Raw genomic sequence first — 24378 nt, 5'->3', positions numbered from 1 at the left:
CAAACCGCGCCACATATCATATCTGGGTCTGGAGCGCCGGCGCGACAAGCCTGTGCGCGTCCGGATTCAGGCGGCCGACCTCATAGTTGAGGTAAGAGGCAAAGACCAGCCAGGCCAGATAGGGCAGCAGCAACGCGCCAGCAAAGCGGCGTATCCGCCAGAACAGCCAGATCGTGACCGCGACCAGCAATGTCAGGACCAGGATCAGCCCCAGCGCGGCGCCGACCTGATGCGCGCGAAAAAAGAGCGGCGACCAGGCCAGGTTGAGGGCCAATTGCACCAGAAACAACGCGACCGCAGCCCCCCGCCCCTTCGCGCCGCGCGCGTGCAGCACGATCGCGAAGGCCAGCGCCATCAAGATATAGAGGATCGTCCAGGCAAGACCAAAGGCCCAGCCGGGCGGCATTAGCGCAGGCAAATGCAGGGATGCGAACCAGCGATTGCCAAAGCCGCTATTGGCGAGCCTTCCCGACAGGAAACCGAGAAAGACGATCGCAGGCACCGTCACCAGCGCCCAGCGCAGATAGGCAAGGCGCAACTGACCGGGGGATGCGATCTCATTCATCGGCAACGCAGCTCCAAGCTCATCCTATTCCGCAGGATCAGGCGAATCCTTCAGCGCCGAATCCAGTTTGCGACCAACGGTTTGCGGAGAAACCGTGCGCTTGGCAACGCGCGAATAGAAAATGGGAATGAGGAACAGGGTGATAAGCGTCGCCAGGCTGACGCCGAACACGATCACCACGCCGATCGAATGGCGCGCCGCCGCACCGGCACCGCCGCGCAGCACCAGCGGCACCGCGCCGATCACGGTCGCGATCGAGGTCATCAGGATCGGGCGCAGGCGCCGTTTGGCGGCCTCGCGGATCGCCTCGGCAATCTCCAGCCCCTCGTCGCGCAGCTGGTTGGCGAACTCGACGATCAGGATGCCGTTCTTGGCGGCAAGGCCCACCAGCATGACGATGCCAATCTGGCTATAGAGATTGATCGACCCGCCGGTGATGGCCAGACCCAGCGCGCCGCCCGCCACCGCCAGCGGCACGGTGGCAATGATGATGCCGGGATGGATGAAGCTTTCAAACTGTGCGGCGAGCAACAGGAAGACGATCAGGATGGTGAGGCCGAAGACGATCCAGATCGACCCGCCCGTCTCGCGCAGCGACTGGCTTTCGCCGCGATAGCCGATCGCCAGGACCTCGGGCGACTGGCGCGCCTGATCCTCCAGGAAGGCCAGGCCCTGCCCCAGCGAGGTGCCCGGCGCCAGCGCGGCAGTCAGGGTGATGGCACGCAGCTTGTTATAGCGGTTGAGCTGGCGCGGCCCGGCCACTTCGCGCACGGTCACGACAGCCGACAAGGGGACCAGCACGCCGCTGCGGCTGCGCACCTGGATCCGTTCCAGATCAGCGAGCGTCTCGCGCCCTTCGCGCTCCGCCTGCACCAGCACGCGATATTCCTCGCCGCGATCAACATAGGTGGTGACGCGGCGCGAACCGAGCAGGCTCTGCAGCGCCTGGCTGACATCGTTCACCGACACGCCCAGGTCGCCGGCGCGCTGCAGATCGGTCTCGATCCGCATCTGCGGCTTGGTTTCCTTGTAATCACTGTCGAGGTTGATGAGCCCCGGATAGCTCGCCGCCGCCAGCATGATGCGATCGCGCGCCGCCACCAGCCCCTCATAGGTGGAGCCGGCCAGCACGATATTGACCGGCAGACCACGGCCACGGCCCAGACCCGATCGCGGCGCCGCATTGCCACGCACGCCCGGCTGATCGGCAATCACCTTATTGATGATGGTCGCGACTTCGGCGGTGGTGATGGTGCGATCTTCCCACGGCCGCAGGAAGGCGATGACATTGCCGTTGTTGTAATCGTCGGTGGTGCCGAAGCCGCCGGGGGTGCGGATCACCAGATTCTGCAGCGTGCCATCCTTGCGCAGGAAGGCGAGATCATTCTCGATCTTCTGCATATAGGCCATCATCCGGTCGAAGCCGGTGCCCTCGGGCGCGTTGATATTGGCCTCCACCACGCCGGTATCCTCGGCCGGGGCAAGCTCGGCCGGCAGGCGGGTGAACAGGAAGAAGGCGACGCCCAGGAAGATCGCCACGCCCAGCAGCGGCATCAGCGGCTTCCTCAGCGTCCAGTCCAGCCAACGGCCATAGCCATGCTCGATCCGCTGGAAGCGATCGTCGATCCAGCGTGCCAGCCGGCCGCGATCGGCATTCTTCAGCAGCTTGGAGCAGAGCATCGGCGCAAGGCTGAGCGAGATGAAGCCGGAGAAGCCGATCGCCGCGATCATCGCGATGGCGAGTTCGCGGAACAAGAGGCCGGTCTGGCCGGCCAGGAACATGACCGGCACGAACACGGCGCAGACGACCAGGGTGGTCGAGATGATGGCGAAGCCCACCTGCCGCGTGCCGAGATAGGCGGCGACCAGCGGATCATCGCCCTGTTCGACGCGGTGATAGACATTTTCCAGCACCACGATCGCGTCGTCGACCACCAGGCCGATGGCGAGCACGAAGGCGAGCAGGGTCAGCAGGTTGATCGACAGGCCGAGCAGCCACATCACCGCGCAGGTCGCAAGCAGACAGATCGGCACCGTGACGGCCGGTACGATCGTCGCGCGAACCGATCCCAGGAACAGGAAAATGACAAGGATGACGAGCAGAGCCGCTTCGATCAGCGTGTCATAGACATTGTCGATCGCGCGTTCGATGAACAGGGATTCGTCAGTACCGATGGCGACGCGCATGCCCTTGGGCAGGGTCGGCTCCAGCTCCTTGATCAGCGCCTTGGCCTTTTGCGCCACTTCCAGCGTGTTGGCGCCCGACTGGCGGATGATGCCGATGCCGATCGCCGTGCCCTGGTTGGAGCGGAAGCTGCTATAGGGGTTTTCGGCGCCTTCCTCGATCCGGGCAATGTCGCCGAGCTTCACCTGATAGCCATCCTCGCCCCGGCCCACGACCAGTTGCGCGAACTGGTCGGGCGTGGCGAAGGGCCGCTCGACGCGCAGCGTCTGGTTCTGGTCCTTCGATTCAAAGCGACCGGCGGGCAGTTCCACATTCTGGGTACGCAGCGCCGCCTCGACGTCAGCCGGGGTCAGGCCAAAGGCGGCCAGCTTTTCCGCATCGAACCAGATGCGGGTCGAGGGCCGCGCCTCGCCGCCGATGGTGACGCGGGCGACGCCGTCGATCGCGGCAAAGCGGTCGGCAATGTTGCGATCGAGATAGTCGCTGATCTGGATCGGCGACCAGTTGGGATTGGAAAAGGCGAGGAAGAGGATCGAGCGCGCGTCGGAATCCACCTTGCGGATTTCGGGCGCCAGCGCATCCTCGGGCAGATCCTGCGTCACCGACCCGACGCGGTCGCGCACATCATTGGCGGCGCTGTCGATGTCGCGCGACGGATCGAACTCGATATTGATGTTGGATGTGCCGTCCTGCGAGGTCGAGGTGATGGTCTGGATGCCCTGCACGCCCGCGACCGCATCCTCGATCTGCTGGGTGATGCGGGTTTCCACCACCGACGCGGCAGCGCCGGTATAAGTGGTTTCGACCGACACGATCGGCGGGTCGGTATCGGGATATTCGCGGACCGACAGGCTGAAATAGCCGACCAGGCCGACGATGCACATCAGCACCGCGACCACCGCCGCGAAGACCGGCCGGCGGACCGAGAGATCGGACAGCTGCATCGGCTTAACCGGCGACCTTGGCGGACTTTCCGCCCTTGCCGTCATCAGCCTTCTTGTCGCCGGCCAGGCGTACCAGCGCGCCGTCGGTCAGCTTCACCACGCCCTCGGTCACGACCTGCTGTCCGGCCTTCACCCCGCCCAAAATCTCGACCAGGCCATTTTGGCGGATGCCGGTATCGACCTTCACCCGCTTGGCAGTGCGATCCTCCAGCACGAAGACGAAGCGTTCGTCGCCATCGCCCACCACGGCCAGTTCGGGCACGCCCAGCGACTGGCGCTGGCGCGACAGGATGCTGACGGTCAGCAGCATGCCGGGCTTCAAAGCCTTGTCGGCGTTGGGCATGATCGCGCGGACGCGCACCGCGCGGGTAGCGGGATCGATCACCGGATCGATCGTCGCGATCGTGCCATTGAACGGCCGGTCTGGCCAGGCGGCGGACACGGCGCGGATCGGCATGCCCTCACGGATCATCGACAGGCGCGTCTCTGGCACGGTGAAGTCCAGCTTGATCCGCGAGATGTCGCTGACCGTGGCGATCGGCGTGCCCGCCGTGATGACTGCGCCCGGCGATACGGTGCGCAGGGAGACCCAGCCGGAGAAGGGCGCGCGAATGGTGCGATCACCGATCCCGGCACGGGCCAGATCGGCATTGGCGCGGGCGCTGTTGGCAAGCGCAATCTGTTGTTCGACCGTCGCGCCGGTCGCGAAGCCACGCGCCTTGAGCGACTGAAGGCGTTGCAATTGTTGACTGGCCTGCAGCGCAGTCGCCTCTGCCGCAGCCAGTTCGGCCTTTTCCTGGCCGATCGCCATGCGCGCGATCACCTGCCCCTTCGACACGAAGCCGCCATCGGCGAAATTGAGCAGCTCGATGCGCTCGGTCACCGGCGCGGAGAGTATCACCTGCTCATTGGCGAGCGCCGTGCCCACCGCTTCGACATTGTCGGTGAAGGCGGTCACAGCGATCGGGGTCGCCTCCACCAGGGCCGGCGGGCGAGCTTTCTTTTCCTTCTCTCCACCGCAACCGGCAAGACACAGGGCAATCAGGACGACAGGTAGAGTTGTGCGCATGGCGAGGGGCTAACGGGCCTTTGTGACGGACACAACCGCATGGAATGTGTCAAAATGTATCGCAGGGCGGGTAACGAAGCTGGCGGGATTATCCGCCAAGCCGCGCATGAATCAGAAATTCGACATTGCCCTGCGGTCCGGTGATCGGGCTGGTCGTGATTCCAAGCACTTGCCAGCCCTTTTCGCTCACCCAGGCGGCCACCTCGTCGCAGACGCGCTGGTGGATCACGGGATCGCGCACTACCCCGCCCTTGCCCACTTCTTCGCGCCCTGCCTCGAACTGCGGCTTGATGAGGGCGACCAGCTGCGCGCCGGGCCGGGCAAAACCGATCGGTTTTTCCAGCACCTTGGCCAGGCTGATGAAGCTGGCGTCGCACACGATGATGTCGACCGGCTCGGGGATATGGGCGTCGGTCAGGATGCGGGCGCTGGTCTGTTCATGGACGATGACGCGATCGTCGGAGCGCAGCTTCCAGGCAAGCTGGTTGGTGCCGCTGTCGACGGCATAGACCTTTGCCGCCCCCTTGCTGAGCAGCACGTCGGTAAAGCCACCGGTCGAGCTGCCGACGTCGATCGCGACGAAACCGGTGACGTCGATGCCATATTCGTCGATCGCATGGGCCAGCTTGATGCCGCCGCGCGAGACCCAGGGATGGTCGCGCCCGCGCACGTCCAGTTCGGCATCGTCGGGCACCTGTTGCCCCGCCTTCTCCACCTTCTTGTCGCCGAGATAGACGAGGCCGGCCAGGATCAGCGCCTGCGCCCGCGCCCGGCTTTCCGCGAGGCCATTGTCGACGAGCAACTGGTCGGCACGCACCTTGGCCATCAGCGCACCAGTCCGGTGAGGGTCGACGGGGTCAATAGCTGCGGCAATGTCTGGGCCTCCTTGCCCGGTGCGTACCAGAGGTAGAGCGGCACGCCCGAACGGCCCTGCGCTTCGAGGAAGCGGGTAATCGCCGGATCGGCATTGGTCCAGTCGCCCATCATGACGGTGACGCCCGCCTTCTCGAACGCCGCGCGCACCTCCGCCCGCTCGATCGCGGCAGCCTCATTGGCCTTGCAAGTCAGGCACCAGTCGGCGGTGAAATAGAGGAAGACCGGCTTGTTCGCGGCGCGCAGCCCGTCGAGCTTTTCCGCGTCGAAGGCGACGACAGCCCCCTCTCCCGCCGCTGCAACGGCCGGCGCGCGGGCTGGCAACAGCATCGCCGCACCCACCAGCAAGATCGCCGCGCCGACGCCGACCCGCAACCAGCCGCCGCGCCCGGCCCGCTGGCGCATGCCCAGCCACCAGAGCAGCAGCACCAACGCCAGCGCCGCGCCAAGGCCGATGGTCATGCCGCCCACCCCGCGCTGCTGCCCCAGAAGCCAGGCAAGACCCAGCGCGGTCAGGAACATCGGAATCGACAATATGCGCTGCAACCGGCCCATCCACGCCCCCGGTCGCGGCAGGCGATTGCGCAACGCAGGCAGATAGGCGAGCAGCAGGAAAGGCAGCGCCAGGCCAAGGCCCAGCCCCGCAAAGATCGCCAGTGCCGCGCCCAGTGGCAGCACCAGCGCGGTCCCCATCGCCGCGCCCATGAACGGCCCGGTACAGGGCGTCGCGACGAAAGCGACCAGCGCGCCGGTCCAGAAGGCGCCGATCATGCCGCCCCGCCCCGCCAGCTTGCCCCCCCCGCCAAAGGCCGGCAGATCGAACAGGCCGGCCAGGTTGAAGGCGATCGCGCTCACCAGCAGCAGCAGCGCCAGGATGATGCGCGGATCCTGCAACTGGAAGGCCCAGCCGACAGCGCTGCCCGCCGCGCGCAGCCCCAGCAGCAGCCCGCCCAGTGCCAGACAGGCCAGGATCACACCGAGCGTATAGGCCAGCGCCTCGCGCCGCGCCGCCCGCTCGTCCCCGCCCGCCTTGGCCAGGCTCAGTGCCTTGAGGCCCAGGATCGGGAAGACGCAAGGCATGATATTGAGCAGCAGCCCGCCCAATATCGCCCCGCCCAGCGCCAGCAGGATCGTGCCCGCCAGCCCCTTGGGCGCGATCGCCGCGACCTCGCCGGGCTTGGCGCTCAGCAGGAAACCGACATGGTCGCCGGTGCGCAGCACCGCCTGCGCAGCGCCGCCCTTGAAGCCCTCGCCCGCCTCGGTCTCGACCAGCAGCCGGTCGCCTTCGCGGCTGATCTTCTGCGCGGCGGCAAAGCGCGTCAGCCCGTCGCTCAGCGGGAAGAGATGGACATCGCGCGCCTGCGCATCGGCCGGGAACGGCACCGACAGGCGCAGCTTGCCATCGACGATCTGATAGGTAGCCTCGCTGCCCAGCGGCCGGGGCAGATGGCCGCGCCAGCCGTCGAAGCGCGCCTGCATCGCCGGCACGACCTTGCCGTCGCCCGCGACCAGCTCCAGCGCCAGCTCGCCGCTTTCCGGCACGCAGATCTTGTCGGTGCAGGCCAGCCATTCCGCCTTCACCCGGATCGGCAGGCGGGTGCCGGCCGCCACGTCCGGCGCAACGCTCAGATTGGCGAGCACTGCATAGGGGCCTTCATAGACATGGTTCATCAGGCCCGAAATCAGCAACGTCTCGGGCACCGGATAGCGCAGCGCGCCGATCGTCACACCCTTGGGCAGCGTCCAGGTCACGGTCATGCCCAGGCCCGCATCACCCGGATTTTCCCAATAGCCATGCCAGCCCTTTTCCGGCTTCATGGCAAAGGCGATGGTCGTGCCCTTGCCGGGCGCGGGCGCCGTGCTTTCGGCCATCAGCTGCGCGGCGATATGCGCCGGGCCGCCGCCAAAGGCCGCCTGTGCCTGCGCGGCCGGAATCGACGCCAGCCATGCGAGCGTCATCAGAAGGACATGAAAAATCCGCATCGGGCCTCTGGTCGGGTGGATGCAAGGGGGCTAGGTCCCCCCGCATCCGCCGTCAAGGTCGAGAAGGTTAGAGAAAAATGTTCAAACACGTCGCTGCCGCCCTGATGCTCGCCACCGCCATGCCCGTCGTGGCACAGGCCCCTGCATCGGCCCCGGCACCCGCAACCACGGCACCCGCGACTCCGCCCAAGCTGATCGTCGCCATCTCGGTCGACCAGTTTTCGGCCGACCTGTTCAGCGAATATCGCCAATATTATACCGGCGGCCTCAAGCGCCTGACCAGCGAAGGCGCAGTCTTCCCGCGCGGCTACCAGAGCCATGCCGCGACCGAGACCTGCCCCGGCCACTCGACCATCCTGACCGGCAGCCGCCCGTCGCGCACCGGCATCATCGCCAATAACTGGTTCGACCTCGACGCCAAGCGCGAGGACAAGAATCTCTATTGCGCCGAGGACGAGAGCCAGCCGGGCAGCAGCAGCGACAAGTACGAAGCCTCGCCCCTGCACCTCAAGGTGCCGACGCTGGGCGGCCGGATGAAGGCGGCCAACCCCGCCACCCGCGTCGTGTCGGTCGCCGGCAAGGATCGCGCCGCGATCATGATGGGCGGCGCGACCGCCGACCAAGTCTGGTGGCTCGGCGGGCCGCAGGGCTATGTCAGCTACAAGGGTGTCGCAGTCCCGCCGCTGGTCGCCAAGGTGAACGCGGCGTTCGCCCAGCGCCTCGCCCAGCCCAATCCCGGCTTCGAGCTGCCAGCCCAGTGCGTGTCGAAGGACTTCCCGGTCAAGGCTGGCGACCGCACCGTCGGCACCGGCCGCTTCGCGCGGGAAGCCGGCGACTATAAGGGCTTCCGCATCTCGCCCGAGCAGGATGCGATGACCCTGGCCTTCGCCGCCGCCGCGATCGAGAACATGCAGCTCGGCAAGCAGGCGCAGACCGACATCATCTCGATCGGCCTGTCGGCGACCGACTATGTCGGCCACACCTTCGGCACTGAAGGCACCGAAAGCTGCATCCAGGTCGACCGGCTCGACACGGAACTCGGCGCCTTCTTCGACAAGCTCGACAAGGACGGCATCGACTATGTCGTGGTGCTGACCGCTGACCATGGCGGCCATGACCTGCCCGAACGCCACCGCATGAATGCCATGCCGATGGAACAGCGGGTCGACATGGCGCTGACGCCCAAGGCGCTCAACGCCACCATCGCCGAGAAGGCCGGCCTGCCCGGCAAGAAGGTGATCTGGAGCGATGGCCCGTCGGGCGACATCTATTATGACAAGGGCCTGACCGCCGCGCAGCGCGCCAGGGTCGAGACCGAGGCGCTCAAATATCTGCGCGCCCATCCGCAGGTGCAGACCGTGTTCACCAAGGCGGAAATCGCCGCCACCCCCTCGCCCTCGGGTCCGCCCGAAAGCTGGAGCCTGATCCAGGAAGCGCGTGCCAGCTTCTATCCCAGCCGCTCGGGCGACCTGCTGCTGCTGCTCAAGCCGCGCGTCATGTCGATCCCGGAACAGGCGGTGATGGGGTCGGTCGCCACCCATGGCTCGCCCTGGGATACGGATCGCCGCGTGCCGATCCTCTTCTGGCGCAAGGGCATGCAGCATTTCGAGCAGCCGCTGGGCGTGGAGACGGTGGACATCCTCCCCAGCCTCGCCGCGCTGATCAAGCTGCCCGTGCCCAAGGACCAGATTGACGGCCGTTGCCTCGACCTGGTCGCGGGCAATGGCGACAGCTGCGCCGGGCAGTAAGCCCTTATCGATCCTCCCCCGCAAAAGGGGGAGGATCAGATATTCTCGCCGATACCGTCCGTGCTTTCCACCAGGGCATGGACGCGGTGCGGGGCGGAGACCTCGACCCGGCTGGTGACTTCGTGCCGCGCCTTGGCCTGGCGGACATTGCTGTCGGCCGGCACGCTGTCGGTCAGCCAGACATTGCCGCCGATGACCGATCGACTGCCGACGATGATCCGGCCCAGTACCGTCGCGCCGGCATAGATGACGACATCATCCTCGATGATCGGATGGCGCGGCTGCGCCTTTTCCAGCGCGCCCTTTTCATCCGAGGGAAAGCTGCGGGCGCCCAGCGTCACGCCCTGGTAGAGCCGCACCCGATCGCCGACGATCGCGGTTTCGCCGATGACGACGCCGGTGCCATGGTCGATGAAGAAACCATGTCCGATCCGCGCGCCGGGATGGATGTCGATGCCGGTATGGGAATGGGCGATCTCCGAAATGATCCGCGCCACCAGCGGTGCGCCCAGTTCATAGAGGCGATGTGCTAGCCGATGATGGATGATCGCCAGCATTGAGGGGTAGCAGATCAGTACCTCGTCCACGCTGCGCGCGGCCGGATCGCCCAGGAAGGCCGCCTCGACATCGCTGTCGAGCAGGGTACGTAGCGCCGGCAGGCTGTGCGCGAAATCGCCGATGATCCGGGCCGCCGCCGCATCCACCGCGGCGATCGGCTCATCCTTCATCGCGTAGATGAGTTCCAGCCGGATCTGGCCATAGAGGCGGCTGAGCACGGTCTGCAGTGTCTCGGCGACATAGGCGTCCTCATTGTGCAGCCGCACGAAGCTTGGCCCCAGCCGAAGCGGGAACAGCGCACCGCACAGCGCGCCGGTGATCTTCACCAGATTGGCACGCGACGGAAAGCCTTCGGCGCCATATTCGGCGTGATGCTGCTGCTCCTGCCGCCAGCGACTGCGCGCGGCGGCCAGATCCGCGACCAGTTGGTCCAGATCCCAATAGCCCACGCCTACCTCCTGCATATCGCCGTCCGCCATTCCCTGCACCTCTTGTCCGATGGGCAACCGGAATAGCCCGCGTCCACGCCACAGGATAAACGAGTTTTGCTTGGGGGTAGCGAGATTCTCTTTGGCCGGCGGTTCAGGCCTTGGCGGGTAGTGGCCCCGGGAACAGGCAGATTTCGACCCGCAACCCGCCTTCGGGCCGGTTGGCCAGCGTCAGGCGCCCCCCCTCCTGCTCCACCGCCTTGGCGACGATCGCGAGCCCCAGCCCCATGCCGCGCGTGTTGCGCTGACGGGCGGTGTCGAGCCGATGGAAAGGCTTGAGAACCTCCTCCAACTGGTCTCGCGGGATACCCGGCCCGTCATCGTCCACGCGGACCAGCACCTCGCCATCATGCCGCGCCACGCTGACCCGCGCACGATGGCCATAATGAAGAGCATTCTCGATCAGGTTGCGCACCGCGCGACGCAGCGACAAGGGGCGCACGTCCATCTCCAGATGGTCCGGCCCGTCATAGCTGACATCTTCGCCATGATCCTGAAAGGCATCCACCACCGTCGCGATCGATACGGCGAGGTCGCTGCGCACGGCGGGTTCAGGATTTTTCTCGCCGCCCAGGAACGCCAGCACGGACTCGATCATCTCGCTGACCTCATCGAGATCGCCGCCCATCGCCTCGCGAATTTCAGGGTCGTCGACTGTTTCCAGCCGCAGTTGCAGACGGGCCAGCGGCGTGCGCATGTCATGGCCGACGGCCGCCAGTGTCTCGGTCCGTTCGTTGATCAGACGATGGATGCGGGTCTGCATCGCGTTGAAGGCGCGGATCAGGTTGCGGACGTCGTTGGTTCCCGCTTCATGCACGGCCACCGCTTCGCTGAGGCCGATCCGCTTGGTCGCCTGGGTCAGGTCGCGCAACGGCGCCAGCGTTCGCCGGATCAGCACGCCGCCAGCGATCAGCAGCGCCAGCACCGGGATCAGCGCCAGACCGAGCCGACCGAAGGTGAAGGCCCATTTGCCGCCGCTATGGTGCATGCCGAAATAGAGCCAGCTGCCATCTGCCAACTGCAATCCACCATTGATCTGCGAGGACCGGCCCGGCGAGCTCAGCCGCAGCCAAAGGCGCGACTGTTCCAGGCTGGGCTCCCATGCGACGATCTGCCGCCGCATCCGTTCCACTTCCGGAGACAGCGGCGGCGGCGGCGGCGCCACCGGCGTCCAGTGCACATCATAGCGATCGGTGGTCAGGTGCGTGCCCATTGCCCGCCGCTCGCTGACCGGCTGTTCCGATACCAGCTTGCGCGCAATCACCAGATGCTCGGCCAGGCGGCGTGCCTCGTCATCCTGCAGCGACAAATGGCTGGCGCGCTCATAGATCAGCGTACCGACCGCAAATTCCAGCAGGACGGTCAGCAGCAATATGCCGAAGATGCGGCCGACCAGCCCAAGCGACCGGCTGAACCGCCGCCTTCTCAAGCGCGCGCGACTTCCGCGTTGAACATGTAGCCGACGCCGCGCACCGTCGTGATCGGCGCCCCCCGGTCTTCGGTCGACAGCTTGCGGCGCAGGCGGCTGACCAGCACGTCGATGCTGCGATCGCTGCTGTCGCCCATGCGGGTACGCGACAGTTCGATCAGCCGCTCGCGCGCGATGACCCGCTGCGGATGGCTAAGGAAGCTGCCGAGCAGGTCGAACTCGGCGCCGGTCAGGTCGACGATCGCACCAGTGGGCGAGCGCAGTTCCCGACGCGGAAAGTTGACGACCCAGCCATCAAAGCGCGCTTCATTCTCGCGCTGCTCGTCGGGGCCGCGTTCCACACCGACGCGGCGCAGGATGGCGCGGATGCGGGCGATCAGTTCGCGCGTGCCGAACGGCTTGGGCAGATAATCGTCGGCGCCCAGTTCCAGGCCCACGATGCGGTCGGTCTCGCTGCCCTTGGCGCTGATGAAGATGATGGGTACATCGCTCTTGCGCCGGATCTGGCGGCACAGGTCAATGCCGTTGGTGCCCGGCAGCATGACGTCGAGCACGACCAGATCGACTGGCCCCGCATCAAATGCCACCCACATTTCAGGTCCGGAGGACGCGGGACGCACCTGATAGCCATGTTCCTGCAGCGCGCGCGCGGTCAGCGTGCGGAGCGGGGGATCGTCTTCGACGAGGATGATCGACGGGGCGGTCATGAGCGGGGCAACACACAAAGGTTCATGGTGTTGCGAGATAGGATCGCGCTGGTGGGGGGTCAACCAAAGCTTGCTGCCGAAACACTCTGCAGCAGGGATAGCAACAATTTGTCACGCCAGCGAAAAGCCTGCTCTTCCGCCAGCAAGATAAGGTCGTGCCGGACCCGCGCAAACGGGTCCGGCAGACAGGATCAGAAAGCGGCCGAGATCGAGAAGACGACCGTGCTGCGCGCGATCGACTTGCCGAAATTGTCGCCGTCCGCCACCTGGAAATTGGGACGGATATAATTTTCCTCGACCCGGGCGATGTCGGTGTCGACATAGGCGATGCCCAGCGTCAGCGGCGTGCCCGGAATGGCGACGTCGGCGCCGACCAGCCAGTCGAGATATTTGCCCGTGGGCGCAACCGACGTGCCATTCGGGCCAAGGCCGCTATTGCCGCTCGACCAGCCCAGATGCGCCTTCAGGCTGACCGGGGTGTTGGGAATGGCGCCGCTGACATCGCCCCAGACATAGAAATTATCTTCCTTGTCGCCGGGATTGTCGGGAATGCCGGTCGCATAGGTGTCGGCGTTGTTATACCATTTGCCCAGCGCCTGCTGCTTGGGCGCATAGGCGACGCCTGCCAGCGCCTTGACCGGCCCGACCTGGCTCGACAGCTTGATATAGGGTTCGGCAAAGTCGGTCTTGTCCGCGCCGGACGGGTACATGTACCAGGTCAGGCCAACGTCCAGCGTAGCGTCGCCGATCGGCATCGAATAGCCGGCGACCAGATCCAGTTCCATGCTGGAACCGCCAAAGGTGCCCCAGCCTGCCAGGTTGGAACCCCAGGTGCCGACATAGATGCCGCTTTCATGGGTGACGGTAAGGCCGCCCTGGATAGCCATGCCACGGTCCGACTGCGACACGCCACGGAAGCGATAATCGGAAACAAGGCCGACGCTGCCGGTTACGGTGACGGGGCCGGATGGCTCTTCCTGTGCAAAGGCCGGCACGCTCGACATCAGAGCAAGGGCGGCACAGGCGATTTGATACTTCATGAACATTCCCCTTTACGAAAGAATGTTCCGTCCTGCATCCGCGGCCCGAAGATCTGTTTGGATTTCGTCTTCCGTACCGGCGGATGCCTATTGGCCTATTCTTGCCAGGCTGATCGGCAAACCTCTATCTTCGCACCTGCACAAGGGAAAAGGAACGCTGTGATATCGGGATCACGGTTCTTTTCCATTTCATAGTCTAATTGTTTCTATTCGGTTTCCAAATTGCATGCAGATATGAAAATGCCGCCGCACCCCAGGGGTCCGACGGCATCCTCATTGGCTGCGATCGTGCGTCAGGCGACGAGCTGGCGCATCCGGCCGCTGGCGCCGAACAGCTCGACCGGGCTGCCCGAACCGGCACGGCGATCGGCCCATTCGCGCACCATTTCCGCGCACGTATGGTCGATATGAGTCAGCCGCTCGACATTGAGGATGACCAGCCGACCAGCCGGCACCGATTCCAGCTTGGCCGACAGCTTGGGCAGGCTGAGGAAGCTCGCCGTACCGTGCAGCGCCACTTCATGCGCATCGTCGCGGCTGGCTTCCTCGACACCCAGGCGCAGACGGCTGGCATGGGGCACCAGTTCGATCAGCGACAGGCCGATACCCACCAGCACGCCGGTCAGCAGGTCGGTGGCGACGACGCAGATCAGCGTCGCGGCCCAGACGATCGCCGGCAGCGGGCCATAGAGGTGGAACAGATGCTTGACGTGCGCCAGGCTGACCAGGCGGAAGCCGGTCACCACCAGAATGCCGGCCAGGGCCGCCATCGGGATTTCGCGCAGCAGCCAGGGCAGCAGCGCGACGAAGCCCAGGATCCAGGCGCCGTGCAGGATCGCCGACAGGCGGGTCTTGGCCCCGGCCTGGACGTTGGCGGACGAGCGGACGATGACGCCGGTCATCGGCAGCGCACCGGCCACGCCGCACAGCAGGTTGCCCACGCCCTGGGCGCTAAGTTCGCGGTTATAATTGGTGCGTACGCCGTCATGCATGCGGTCGACCGCCGCCGCCGACAGCAGCGTTTCGGCGCTGGCGATGAAGGCGATGGCAATGGCGGTGGTGATGACGGTGGGGTTCAACAACTGCGCGAGCAGTCCCTGTTCGGGCAGGTTGACCGCCGACAGGATCGATTCGGGCACCACCACACGCGCGACCGGCAGGCCGAGCGCGAAAGCGACCAGCGTCGCGGCGACCACGCCGACCAGCGCGCCGGGCACCAGCTTCATCGAGGCGGGACGAAATTTCTCCCAGCCCAGCATCGCGCCGATGGTGACCAGCCCGACCGCAAAGGCGGTGGCCGCGTCCTGGTTGCTCAGACCAAAAATCTGGCCCGGCATCGCCACCAGATTCTGCAGGCCGCTGGCCAGCGGCTTGTCGTCGAACAGCACATGGAACTGGCCGACCACGATCAGCACGCCGATCCCCGCCAGCATGCCGTGGACGACGGCCGGCGAAATGGCGCGGAACCAGCCACCGACCTTCAGCAGGCCGGCGACGACCTGGATCGCGCCCGCCAGGATCAGGATCGGGCCGAGCGCCGAAAGCCCCTGTTCGCGCACGATTTCAAAGACGATGACGGCAAGACCCGCCGCCGGGCCGCTGACCTGCAGCGGCGAACCAGCCAGCAGGCCGACGACCAGGCCGCCGATGATACCGGTGACCAGGCCCTTTTCCGGCGGCACGCCGGACGCGATGGCGATGCCCATGCACAGCGGCATGGCCACCAGAAAGACGACGATCGACGCCGTAAAGTCGCGGCTCAATGTGCCGCCGGAAAGGGCCTTCAACATGATTTACTCCGCCGCCTGGGCGTATTGGCCGTCGCCGGCGAGGCGACGGGCGTGGGGGAGCGCAACGGGAAGCGGCTGATCTTCGCGCAGCGGCAGGAAGCGACCGGTTTCGCCGTCAAGGCCGAGCACCTGGCCGGCATGGATGTCGACATACCAGCCGTGCAGCGAAATCTCGCCACGGGCGATGCCCGACGCGACCGACGGATGGGTCCGCAGATGGGAAAGCTGCACGACGACATTTTCCAGCGCCATGTTGCGCAACTTGTCGGCACCGTTCAGGTCTGCAGGATAATTTTCACGGCACACCTGCTGCGCGGCATGGCTGTGACGCAGCCAGGCTGCGACATTGGGCATCGCGCTCAGATCGGCATCAGTGGCCAGCGCCTTCATCGCGCCGCAGTCGCTGTGACCGCAGACGATGATGTCGCGCACGCCCAGCACCATCACGGCATATTCGACTGTGGCGGTCACGCCGCCCAGCTGGCTGGCGTGCGGCGGGACGATATTGCCGGCATTGCGGCAGACGAACAGATCGCCGGGCGCGGCCTGCATGATATGTTCGGGCACGATGCGGGAATCGGCGCAGGAAATCATCAGCGCCTTGGGGCTCTGCCCATGGCTCGCCAACTGATTGTAGAGCGTGCTTTCGTTCGGGAAGACTTTCGTCTCGAAGCTGAACACGCGACCGATAAGCTCGTTCATGGCGTTATCCTCATTTTTTCTATGGCTTCGCCGATCAGGGGGGACGGACCGGCCTAACTTGAAGAATAAGCGACCGGTTTTGCTGCGGCGCAGCGGAATTGTTAAATTATATGTCTGGCGGACAAACCGACCGGATGGCGCGCCGACCTACGGAAAGCCGTCATCGGCGCGCCCCGGAAGCGATGTTCAGCGCCGGTCGACGACCGCGCTGAACATGTAGCCGACACCCCGCACCGTCACGATCGCTGCGGGCCGGCCTTCATGGGACAATTTGCGCCTCAACCTGCTGACCAGCACGTCGACGCTACGGTCCGACGAGGGCGCATAGCGCACCCCGGCCAGTTCCATCAGCCGCGCTCGCGCGATCACCGCCTGCGCATGGTCGAGCAGCACCGCGAGCAGCGAGAATTCGGCGGCGGTGAGTTCCACCAATGCGTCGTCGGGATTGCGGACTTCGCGGCGGGCGAAATCGACGACCCATCCGTCGAACCGCGCCTGGGTCTGGCGGCGCAGGCCCAGCACCCGCTCGCTGCGGCCACGCCGCAGCACCGCGCGCAGCCGGGCTGCCAGTTCGCGGGCCGAATAGGGTTTGGCCATATAGTCGTCGGCGCCCAGCTCGAGCCCGACCACCCGGTCGACCTCGCTGCTGTTGGCACCGACCAGGATGATCGGCACATCGCTGCGTTCGCGCACATCGCGACACAGGTCCATGCCGTCCGGCCCGCGCAGTCCTGCATCCAGCACGACCGCGCCGACAGGCATCCGCTCCATGGCGCTGAAAATGTCGGTCGACGAGGCCGCAGGCAAAGCGCGAAACCCGCTCTGCTCCAGAAATTCACGGACCTTGTGGCGCAAATCCTGCTGCGTCTCGGCGACCAATATCAGCGGTGGACTCATCAGCCCTTCACGGTCAGGGCGTGGACGCCGTCGAGTTCGCCGACCAGCACGGCGCGATCCTGCTGGGCCACGGCGACTGCCTCGGCATTCTTGGCGGCGGTGTAGCGGCCGACTTCGGCATCGATCTGGCTGCGCGCAGTGGCGCAGGTGCCGGCATAGCTGCCCGACAGCGGCGCGAAGCGATGGACCGACTTACCGAAAGCGGGAACCGCCTGACCCTGGACGGCAACAGCGCGATCGACGCTCACCTCGGCCTGCCAGCGGCAAACGGGCACGGCGTTGCGGTTGCCGAAGCGCGGACCGCCTTCTTCGAGGCGCAGGGTCGATGCGGCGTGGTAGCTGGCGGTGTAGGCGTTCGCGCCGTGCGCGACTTCGACGCTGTGGACGGGTGTGGTGGAAGCGGCGGCAAGCGCCGCGACACTGGCAAGAATGGACAACATGGGAACTCTCCTTCGGGACCGGTAACATCCAGCAATGTGCCGGAGGGTCGGGAAGGATTTAGGCGAGCAGAATGTCTCCGAAATTTGCCGGACGTAACAAATTATTGCTGGCGCGAGATGACGCGGTCAGGCGACCCGGGCGGAGGGCCGATTAACCGGTGCCAGCGCACGGGCATCACCCAGCGAGGAAAGTCCGGAGAGTAGCGCGGAAAGCCAGAGCGCATCGGCCGCAGCGCGATGCCGCGCGGGATAATCCGCGTCCGCGCGCGCCATGGCGGCGGCGATGCGTGCCTCGTCCGCGCCGCTTTCGTCCAGCAACATGGAGACATGATCGATCGCGAACGGGGCCAGCACCCCTTCGGTCGCGGCCAGCGTGTCGAGCCAATATTGGTCGATCAGGCTGTCAGCGACAACGCGGCATCCCGCGACGGCGGCGGCGAGTTGTGCCAGCACTTCGGCGGCGGGAGCCCCCTCCGTCTCGATTCGCGCCCGCGACAGGCCATGCAGCGCCTCGGCTTCGGCGGTCCAGTCCCATCCGGCCCATGCCGCGTGCGGGCGAATGATCCAGCTACGCGCGATCCCGCCCCCCGCGATGCCCACTTCGATCGGGAAGGAACGTCCGTGCCGGGGCAGACAGGATGCCTCGAAATCGATCGTCAGGATGGTCAAGGGTCTCTCCGCTCTCGTCCACGCCCGCCCCATCTTTGGGTTCGGTCGCCATTGTCGTCTGCGTCCCTGTCACCCCCAACTATGTCAGGCCGATGTCATTGGCCATCAGGTTTTTCGGAAAATGACGCGGATCGACGGTCCTGGACGATCAGCTGTGCCTCATCATTTCAGACGAACCGCACGCGCCCGGATGCAACTTGCAGCCCGCTGGCGCTTTATAGAAGTGCCTGCCGCAGGTCGGGGATCGGTCAGGGCTCTCTTGACGAGGAACAGCCTATATGAAGATCGCCCAAATCGCTCCTTTGGCCGAAAGCGTACCGCCCAAATTCTATGGCGGGACCGAACGGATTGTGTCCTATTTGACCGAAGCCCTGGTGCATCTGGGGCATGAGGTGACCCTGTTCGCCAGCGGCGATTCCCGAACCGCCGCTGAACTGGTACCGATCACGCCGGTCGCGCTGCGCCTCAACCCGGCGATTACCGATCCCATTCCCTATCATATGATGCTGCTCGAAGCGGTGCGCCGCCGCGCCGATGAGTTCGATGCGCTGCATTTCCATATTGATCTGCTCCACCTGCCGATGATCCAGGATTTCCTCAGCCGTACCGTGACCACTCTGCATGGACGGCTTGATCTGCCCGACCTTCCCGCCTTTTACCGGACATTTTCCGATCATTGCCTGGTGTCGATTTCCGATCATCAGCGTCTGCCGATGCCGCCCGTCAACTGGGGCGCCACCATCCCGCATGGTCTGCCCGCCGGGCTGCTGCCCGCGCGGATCGGGCCGGGCGCGGACTATCTGGCTTTCCTGGGCCGCATTTCGCCGGAAAAACGACCCGACAGAGCCATCCGCATCGCCGCAAGATCCGGCATGAAGCTCAAGATCGCGGCCAAGATCGACAATGTCGATCGCGCCTATTGGGAACGAGAGATCGCGCCGCTGGTCGATCATTATCCCGATGTCGAGTTCATCGGCGAGATCGACGAACGGCAGAAGGCCGATTTTCTGGGTCAGGCAGCCGCCCTGCTCTTCCCGATCGACTGGCCCGAACCCTTCGGCCTCGTGATGATCGAGGCGATGGCCTGCGCGACCCCGGTGATCGCCTTCCGCTGCGGTTCCGTCCCGGAGGTGATCGAACATGGCCGGTCCGGCTTCATCGTCGACAGCGAGGACGAGGCCGTCGCTGCGGTCGCACAATTGCCCTATCTCGACCGGGCATGGGTGCGCGACGCGTTCGACGCACGCTTCACGGCCCAGCGGATGGCACAGGATTATGTCGCGCTGTACCGTGACCTGCCCGGCGCCCGCACCGAAGCGGCCCGTTTGCGCCGCCAGCGCGGCGAGGGTTCCGAATTGCAAATCGTCGCTTAGGACGGATAGGAGATGCCATGTCGCTGACCCAGCCGCAGTCGGACTTGCCCGGCATCGATGGGGGCCAGGCCCTGTCAAAGGCACAGACCCAGTTCTTCATCCCGGCGACCGCCTCCCTCCATGAACGGCGCCCGCGCACGCTGAAGCATGGCGACAGCTTTGCCGTGTTCGACCATAGCGGCGACGCGATTTCCGGGCCTGGCAGTCCGGAGGGGCTCTATCACCGCGACACCCGCCACCTGTCCCACCTCTATCTGACCGTCAACGGCATGCGGCCAATCCTGCTGAGTTCCGCGCTGCGCGACGATAATGCGATGCTGACCTGCGATCTGGCCAATCCCGATTTCGTCGGCGCGGATGGCCGGGTCACCGTCGAACATGACCTCATCCACCTGCGCCGCACCCGTTTCCTGTGGAAGGGTGCGATCTATGAGCGGATCACGATCCGCAATTTCGACACCGAAACCCGGCGGCTAGCAATCAATATCGGCTTTGCCGCCGACTTCGCCGACCTGTTCGAAATCCGCGGCATGACCCGGCTGCGCAAGGGGGTGATGCGCGATCCCCAGGTCGGCCCGGCCGACGTGCTGCTTGCCTATCTGGGGCGCGACGGACGCGAACGGCAGACCCATTTGCATTTCGACCCGATGCCGACCGACCTGACCCAAGACCATGCCCGCTTCGATGTCACGGTCCCACCGGGCCAGCGCTGCGCCCTGTTCACGCGCATCTGCTGCGACCGGGCCGAAACGCCCGACCCGCTGCCCAAGCAATTTCTCAAATCCCTGCGCGAGGCGATGCAGACGCTCAAGCTCGCGCGCAAGCGCGGCGCCACCATCCGGTCCACCAACGACCTGTTCAACGAAGTCGCCCGCCGTTCTGTCGCCGACATCTCGATGCTGTCGACCGACACCGAATATGGGCCATACCCCTATGCCGGCATCCCATGGTTCAGCACCGTATTCGGCCGTGACGCGCTGATTACCGCGCTCGAAACCCTGTGGATGGACCCGGCGATCAGTCGCGGCGTGCTGGGCTATCTCGCCGCCCATCAGGCGACCGATTTCGATCCGGCCGCCGATGCCGAACCGGGCAAGATCCTGCACGAGGTGCGCCATGGCGAAATGGCCGAACTGGGGGAGGTCCCGTTCCGGCATTATTATGGCAGTATCGATTCCACCCCGCTGTTCGTGATGCTGGCCGGCGCCTATCTGGAACGCACGGGGGACGCAGCCTTCCTCGCGGCGATCCTGCCCCATGTCGAGGCCGCGCTGGCATGGATCGACGCTCATGGCGACCGCGACGGGGACGGCTTCGTCGAATATGGCCGGCTGACCGACCAGGGGCTGCAGAACCAGGGCTGGAAGGACAGCCACGATTCCATCTTCCACGCCGATGGCAGCATTGCGCGCGGCCCGATCGCCCTCGCCGAAGTCCAGGCCTATGTCTATGGCGCCTGGCAGGCGGCCGGCGCCATCTTCGCGGCAGTCGGCCAGGAAGACAAGGCGACCGGCTATCGCGCCCGCGCCGATGATTTGCGCACCCGGTTCGATGCCGCCTTCTTCGATCCGGAACTCGGCACCTATGTCCTGGCGCTCGATGGCGACAAGCGTCCATGCCGAGTCCGCGCCTCCAATGCCGGCCATGTCCTCTACACCGGCCTTGCCCGCGACGACCGGGTCGAGGCGGTCGTTCGCACGCTGATGGCGCCCGCTTCCTTCTCCGGCTGGGGGGTCCGTACCATCGCCTCGACCGAGAAGCGCTATAACCCGATGAGCTATCATAATGGTTCGATCTGGCCGCACGACAATGCGCTGATCGCGGCCGGCTTCTCGCGCTATGGCTATCAGCGCGAGGCAGCGCAGATTTTCGAGGGGCTGTTCGCCGCAGCCACCTATGTCGACATGATGCGCCTGCCCGAACTGTTCTGCGGCTTTCCCCGCCGCCGTTCGCAGGGGCCGACCTTCTACCCCGTCGCCTGCAGCCCGCAGGCCTGGTCCGCCGCCGCGCCGCTGGCGCTCATCCAGTCGAGCCTTGGCCTCGGCTTCGACGTGGCGGCGCGCCAGATCTGCCTGCGCGAGCCGACCCTGCCCGGCTTCCTCCAGGGTCTTACCATCCGTGGCCTCGCCGTCGGCACCGCCAGCGCGGACATCGCCTTCGACCGCATGGGCGACAGCGTGGTGGTCAAACCTCTCGCCCGCCACGGCGGCGCGCGGATCATCACGCTCGCCTGATCCGCCTATGGCCAGCGGCCTGCATTGCCGCTAACCCGAGGAAATGACGGACAAGAGCATGAACGACTGATGTGGGTGTTGCTGGGCATCGCCCTGATCGTCGCGGGCTTCGTGCTGCGCTTCAATCCGCTGCTGGTGATCCTGGCCTCGGCCATCGCCACCGGCCTTGCCGCCGGGCTCGATCCGCTCACCATCCTCGCCGCCTTTGGCAAGGCGTTCAACGATTCGCGCTATGTCTCGGTCGTCTGGGTGGTGCTGCCGGTGATCGGTCTGCTCGAAGCGCATGGGCTTCAGGAACGGGCGCGCGGCCTGATCGACCGGATGCGCGGCGCCACCACCGGCCGCTTCCTCCTCTTCTATCTTGTCGCCCGCCAGATTTCGGCCGCCATGGGCCTGATTTCCGTCGCCGGTCATGCCCAGACCGTGCGCCCGCTGGTTGCGCCGATCGCCGAAGCCGCCGCCGAGAAACAGGCCGGCACGCTCGATGAAGAGCAGCGCGACGAGATCAAGGCCTGGGCTGCCGCGACCGACAATGTCGGTGTCTTCTTCGGTGAGGATATCTTCCTCGCCATCGGATCGATCCTGCTGATCAAGGGGCTGCTCGAACAATATGGCATCATGCTCGAACCGCTCCAGCTGTCGGTCTGGGCGATCCCGACCGCGATCGCCGCACTGCTGATCCACGGCTTTCGCCTGTGGCGGCTCGACCGCCGGCTGAACGCGCAGGGCAAGGCTGCGGAGGATGCCGCATGATCACCCTCCACTGGGTCTATGCGCTGATGGGCGCGGTGTTCGCCGGCTATGCCCTGCTTGGCGCGGCCGACCGCAGCAACCCGCGCCGCTTCACCACCGCCGCCTTCTGGGCGCTGCTGGCGCTCAGCATGTGGGCGGGCGACCGGATCGGCGACATCGGCAATGGCGTCCTGGTCCTCGGCCTCGTCGCCATTGCCGGCTTCAAGGGGATGGGGCGTGGCAGCGGCGGCGTGCCGCTGGCGGAGCGGCAGGCGCGGGCAGACCGCCATGGCAATGGCCTGTTCGCCATCGCCCTCGTCATCCCCGTCACCGCGCTGGTCGGCACCTTCCTGTTCAAGGCTTTCCCCGCCTGGATCGACCCCAAGCAGACCACCCTCATCTCGCTGGCGCTGGGCGTCCTTATCGCGCTCGCCATCGGCTGCACCTGGCTGCGTGCCCGGCCGATCGTCGCCCTGCAACAGGGGCGGCAGTTGATGGACTCGGTCGGCTGGGTGGCGATCCTGCCGCAGATGCTGGCCAGCCTCGGCGCGGTGTTCGCCCTCGCCGGCGTCGGCGATGTGGTCGGCGGCATCGTCCGCCTCGCCATTCCCGACGGCAGCCTGCTCGGCGCGGTGATCGCCTATGGCGTGGGTATGGCACTGTTCACCATCGTCATGGGCAATGCCTTCGCCGCCTTCCCGGTCATGACCGCCGCCATCGGCATCCCGCTGCTGATCCACCATTACCATGGCGATCCGGCGATCATCTGCGCGATCGGCATGCTGGCGGGCTTCTGCGGCACGCTGCTGACGCCGATGGCCGCCAATTTCAATCTCCTCCCCGCCGCTTTGCTGGAGCTGAAGGACGAATATGGCGTGATCCGCCGCCAGGTCGGCACCGCCCTGCCCCTGCTCTGCGTCAACATCCTCCTGATCTATTGGCTGGCCTTCCGATGACCCGACTGACCCAAGACATTGCCGACCGTTTCGCCGCCCTCACCCTGTCCCATCTGGGGCGGCAATATCCCTACAAGATGGACCTCACCTATCAGGGGCCGGAGGATGCGCGCATTCCGGCGGAGCATCATCCGATCTTCCATGGCAGCTATGACTGGCACAGTTGCGTCCATGGCTGGTGGCAGGTGATGCGCCTGCGCCGGCTCTATCCGGACATGACCCAGGCCAATGCGATCCACGCCCGCGCCGACGCGATGCTGGTGCCCGACAAGGTTGCGGGCGAGCGTGCCTTCCTCACCCGCCCGACCGCCGGCGGGTTCGAGCGGCCTTATGGCTGGGCCTGGCTGCTCGCGCTCCATGCCGAACTCGCCCGACAGGACGGCCCCTGGGCCGCCGCGATCGAACCGCTGGCGCTCGACTTCGCCGCGCGCTTCCACGCCTTCCTGCCGAAAATGACCTATCCGCTGCGGGTCGGCACCCATTTCAACAGCAGCTTCGCGCTGATCCACGCCTTTGACTGGGCGGAAGGGCGCGATGCCGCGCTGCAGGCGCTGATCCGCGAGCGCGCCCTTGCCTGGTTCGGCCAGGACCGCGCGTGCCAGGCCTGGGAACCGGGCGGCGACGAGTTCCTCTCCTCGGCGCTTACCGAAGCACTGCTGATGAGCCGGCTGCTCGCGCGCGCCGAATTTGCCGACTGGTTCGGCGCCTTCCTGCCCGATCTTCTGACCGGCCAGCCCGCCACCCTGTTCACCCCGGCTACCGTGTCGGACCGCAGCGACGGCAAGATCGCCCATCTCGACGGTCTCAACCTCAGCCGCGCCTGGTGCTGGCGCGGCATCGCCGCCGCACTGGGCGCCGACGCGCCGATCGCGCCAATCGCCGAGCAGGCGGCGATCGCCCATCTCGACGCCGCGCTCCCCCACATAGCCGGCGACTATATGGGGGAACATTGGCTCGCCAGCTTCGCCCTGCTCGCGCTGGAATAGCGAAGCGGCC

At 65.9% G+C, this 24378-nt stretch carries 20 protein-coding genes; 6 read left to right on the top strand and 14 right to left on the bottom strand.

What is annotated here, in order from left to right; translation table 11 throughout:
• Positions 1 to 16: 16 nt before the first annotated feature.
• From PMI04_RS06660 to PMI04_RS06640, 5 genes are all read right to left on the bottom strand, one after another.
• Complete coding sequence (locus PMI04_RS06660; RefSeq protein ID WP_007709816.1) at positions 17 to 565, bottom strand: TspO/MBR family protein; 549 nt, start codon at positions 563 to 565, stop codon at positions 17 to 19.
• 24 nt (positions 566 to 589) lie between these two features.
• Positions 590 to 3694, bottom strand: a complete 3105-nt coding sequence (locus tag PMI04_RS06655; protein ID WP_007709815.1) for an efflux RND transporter permease subunit — start codon at positions 3692 to 3694, stop codon at positions 590 to 592.
• Positions 3695 to 3698: 4 nt separating this feature from the next.
• Positions 3699 to 4763 (bottom strand): efflux RND transporter periplasmic adaptor subunit, encoded by a 1065-nt coding sequence (locus PMI04_RS06650; protein WP_007709814.1) that lies wholly within the window; start codon positions 4761 to 4763, stop codon positions 3699 to 3701.
• Positions 4764 to 4851: 88 nt separating this feature from the next.
• Positions 4852 to 5589, bottom strand: coding sequence for a TlyA family RNA methyltransferase (locus tag PMI04_RS06645; protein WP_007709813.1), 738 nt, complete (start codon positions 5587 to 5589; stop codon positions 4852 to 4854).
• Positions 5589 to 7619, bottom strand: a complete 2031-nt coding sequence (locus tag PMI04_RS06640) for a protein-disulfide reductase DsbD domain-containing protein (RefSeq protein ID WP_283184861.1) — start codon at positions 7617 to 7619, stop codon at positions 5589 to 5591. Before PMI04_RS06640 ends, PMI04_RS06645 begins: the two co-directional genes overlap by 1 nt.
• Before the next feature lie 77 nt (positions 7620 to 7696).
• Between PMI04_RS06640 and PMI04_RS06635 the strand changes: the two genes are divergently transcribed.
• A complete protein-coding gene (locus tag PMI04_RS06635; RefSeq protein ID WP_007709811.1) occupies positions 7697 to 9367 on the top strand; it encodes an alkaline phosphatase family protein in 1671 nt (556 codons plus the stop codon).
• Positions 9368 to 9402: 35 nt separating this feature from the next.
• Here the strand turns inward: PMI04_RS06635 and epsC are convergent, their stop codons facing one another.
• The 9 genes from epsC to PMI04_RS06590 form a co-directional block, all read right to left on the bottom strand.
• Positions 9403 to 10404, bottom strand: a complete 1002-nt coding sequence (gene epsC / locus PMI04_RS06630) for a serine O-acetyltransferase EpsC (protein ID WP_007709808.1) — start codon at positions 10402 to 10404, stop codon at positions 9403 to 9405.
• Between the two features lie 103 nt (positions 10405 to 10507).
• Positions 10508 to 11842 carry an ATP-binding protein gene (locus PMI04_RS06625; protein WP_007709805.1) on the bottom strand — a complete coding sequence of 445 codons (1335 nt, stop codon included), beginning with the start codon at positions 11840 to 11842 and terminating at the stop codon, positions 10508 to 10510.
• Complete coding sequence (locus PMI04_RS06620; RefSeq protein ID WP_007709801.1) at positions 11839 to 12549, bottom strand: response regulator transcription factor; 711 nt, start codon at positions 12547 to 12549, stop codon at positions 11839 to 11841. Before PMI04_RS06620 ends, PMI04_RS06625 begins: the two co-directional genes overlap by 4 nt.
• A 191-nt stretch (positions 12550 to 12740) precedes the next feature.
• On the bottom strand, positions 12741 to 13595 hold the full coding sequence (locus tag PMI04_RS06615) for a TorF family putative porin (RefSeq protein ID WP_037486401.1): 855 nt from the start codon (positions 13593 to 13595) through the stop codon (positions 12741 to 12743).
• Positions 13596 to 13882: 287 nt separating this feature from the next.
• The gene (locus PMI04_RS06610; protein WP_007709795.1) at positions 13883 to 15379 is read right to left on the bottom strand and encodes a SulP family inorganic anion transporter; all 1497 of its coding nucleotides are present in this window, start codon (positions 15377 to 15379) and stop codon (positions 13883 to 13885) included.
• Positions 15380 to 15382: 3 nt separating this feature from the next.
• A complete protein-coding gene (locus PMI04_RS06605; RefSeq protein ID WP_007709791.1) occupies positions 15383 to 16081 on the bottom strand; it encodes a carbonic anhydrase in 699 nt (232 codons plus the stop codon).
• A gap of 186 nt (positions 16082 to 16267) precedes the next feature.
• Positions 16268 to 16978, bottom strand: a complete 711-nt coding sequence (locus tag PMI04_RS06600) for a response regulator transcription factor (protein WP_007709788.1) — start codon at positions 16976 to 16978, stop codon at positions 16268 to 16270.
• Positions 16978 to 17418, bottom strand: coding sequence for a hypothetical protein (locus PMI04_RS06595; RefSeq protein WP_007709779.1), 441 nt, complete (start codon positions 17416 to 17418; stop codon positions 16978 to 16980). The genes PMI04_RS06600 and PMI04_RS06595 overlap by 1 nt, the downstream gene beginning before the upstream one ends.
• Positions 17419 to 17544: 126 nt before the next feature.
• Complete coding sequence (locus PMI04_RS06590) at positions 17545 to 18087, bottom strand: hypothetical protein (RefSeq protein ID WP_007709777.1); 543 nt, start codon at positions 18085 to 18087, stop codon at positions 17545 to 17547.
• Between the two features lie 278 nt (positions 18088 to 18365).
• Between PMI04_RS06590 and PMI04_RS06585 the strand changes: the two genes are divergently transcribed.
• From PMI04_RS06585 to PMI04_RS06565, 5 genes are all read left to right on the top strand, one after another.
• On the top strand, positions 18366 to 19460 hold the full coding sequence (locus PMI04_RS06585) for a glycosyltransferase family 4 protein (protein WP_007709775.1): 1095 nt from the start codon (positions 18366 to 18368) through the stop codon (positions 19458 to 19460).
• A gap of 17 nt (positions 19461 to 19477) precedes the next feature.
• The gene (locus PMI04_RS06580) at positions 19478 to 21694 is read left to right on the top strand and encodes an amylo-alpha-1,6-glucosidase (protein ID WP_007709773.1); all 2217 of its coding nucleotides are present in this window, start codon (positions 19478 to 19480) and stop codon (positions 21692 to 21694) included.
• A gap of 69 nt (positions 21695 to 21763) precedes the next feature.
• A complete protein-coding gene (locus PMI04_RS06575) occupies positions 21764 to 22447 on the top strand; it encodes a DUF969 domain-containing protein (protein ID WP_007709771.1) in 684 nt (227 codons plus the stop codon).
• The gene (locus PMI04_RS06570; protein ID WP_007709769.1) at positions 22444 to 23382 is read left to right on the top strand and encodes a DUF979 domain-containing protein; all 939 of its coding nucleotides are present in this window, start codon (positions 22444 to 22446) and stop codon (positions 23380 to 23382) included. Before PMI04_RS06575 ends, PMI04_RS06570 begins: the two co-directional genes overlap by 4 nt.
• A complete protein-coding gene (locus PMI04_RS06565) occupies positions 23379 to 24368 on the top strand; it encodes a DUF2891 domain-containing protein (RefSeq protein WP_007709767.1) in 990 nt (329 codons plus the stop codon). Before PMI04_RS06570 ends, PMI04_RS06565 begins: the two co-directional genes overlap by 4 nt.
• The last annotated feature ends 10 nt before the right edge of the window (positions 24369 to 24378 follow it).

The sequence above is a fragment of the Sphingobium sp. AP49 genome, assembly GCF_000281715.2.
GTDB lineage: Bacteria > Pseudomonadota > Alphaproteobacteria > Sphingomonadales > Sphingomonadaceae > Sphingobium.
The sequence above is the reverse complement of the archived record's forward strand: the minus strand, read 5'-3'. Positions and strand labels throughout refer to the sequence as shown.